The organism is Paracoccus simplex, assembly GCF_042648325.1.
Taxonomy (GTDB): domain Bacteria; phylum Pseudomonadota; class Alphaproteobacteria; order Rhodobacterales; family Rhodobacteraceae; genus Paracoccus; species Paracoccus simplex.
Genome location: NZ_JBHRXE010000023.1, coordinates 4,365 through 5,503, shown reverse-complemented (window position 1 = coordinate 5,503; position 1,139 = coordinate 4,365). Strand labels below are relative to the sequence as shown.

The 1,139-nt window shown below is 58.7% G+C and carries 1 protein-coding gene and 1 pseudogene; one reads left to right on the top strand and one right to left on the bottom strand.

Annotated features, from left to right (window positions below; genetic code table 11):
• Positions 1-167: 167 nt before the first annotated feature.
• Positions 168-557: pseudogene (locus ACFOMP_RS10115) on the bottom strand (IS66 family transposase); the annotation flags it as partial.
• A gap of 85 nt (positions 558-642) precedes the next feature.
• Between ACFOMP_RS10115 and ACFOMP_RS10110 the strand changes: the two are divergent.
• The coding region (locus tag ACFOMP_RS10110) for a hypothetical protein (protein ID WP_379030028.1) at positions 643-1,139 on the top strand (497 nt) is incomplete at its 3' end.

Below are 1,139 nucleotides of genomic sequence, written 5' to 3'. Positions count from 1 at the left end.
AAGGCAATGCCTTACGACCATTTGCTCAATCAGAGCAGACGGCCTTCACCGCAGGCGTACCCATAGTTCGTCTCCTTTGCTGCACATTATGCTACCAAAGGAGCGGCCCCAAACCGCGACAGGTCCATGTCCGGCATTCTTTCCAGCACATCGACGAGCTAGGCCTAAGGGTCGACGTCATTCATATTTGCGGTGACGATCAGGGCATACATGAATGCGGCGCGCTCTCCACCGCGTGGCAAACTGGCGGGAAGCCAAGCTTTCCGTCCGAGAGCGATGCCCCGCAGGGCGCGCTCGGATCGCATCCAGTCATGCAGGTCATTGATCATCGGTGCGACATGCCGTTGGCGGGCCTCGGCGCTTAGGCCGGTGAGGTCGCGCTCGGTCTCGAAGACGAAGTCCATGCGTTTGACCGCGTCGAGTGCGATGGGCGAGAACTCCTCAGCGACCCTTTTGCTCTTGTGCGCTCCATTCCTGGCGACGACCTTGATGTCGGCCAGTTCGAAGAATTTGCGCCGGGCATGGCTCCAGCATAGTGCGCTGCGCAATGGGGCAGGCTTATGGGCTACGCCGCCGCCTGTCATGACGCTGACAAGAATCAATGGCAGTTAACGGGCCAATACGAACAAAGGATTGTGCCTGATGACTGCCACCGTCGATCTTCTAAGCCCCGGCAACGCCGCCACGCCTCCGCATCGCGACATTCGCGACGGCATCCCGATGCAGATGCAAGAAGGGCTTGACCAAGCAAAGCAAGCGAACACGCGGCAAGGCACATCGAATGAAAAATGGCCCGATCCAACGGAAACCAGCGTCACGGTCCTGGAGGGTTGGTTGGACGATTCCGGGCGTCCGAAGCTGGAATATTTCGACAATCATGGCGGCAAGTTCGTGCAGCTTGATCGTGACACGAATCCGCAGCTTTACGACTATCTGGAGCGGCATCAGGAGTTCAGCGCCTCCGAAAGGACCTATGAATATGCCGAAACTCAGGCCGATGAATTCGACGCCATCATCTGGGAGCGTGACCGCGCCCTGCCGCACCTGAAGGATATAGGCTTTGCCGAGATGCGCGGCGATGCGGTGACGCTGGAAACCAATGAGGGCGACCGTTTCGTTGTGACACGCCAGCTTGCGCC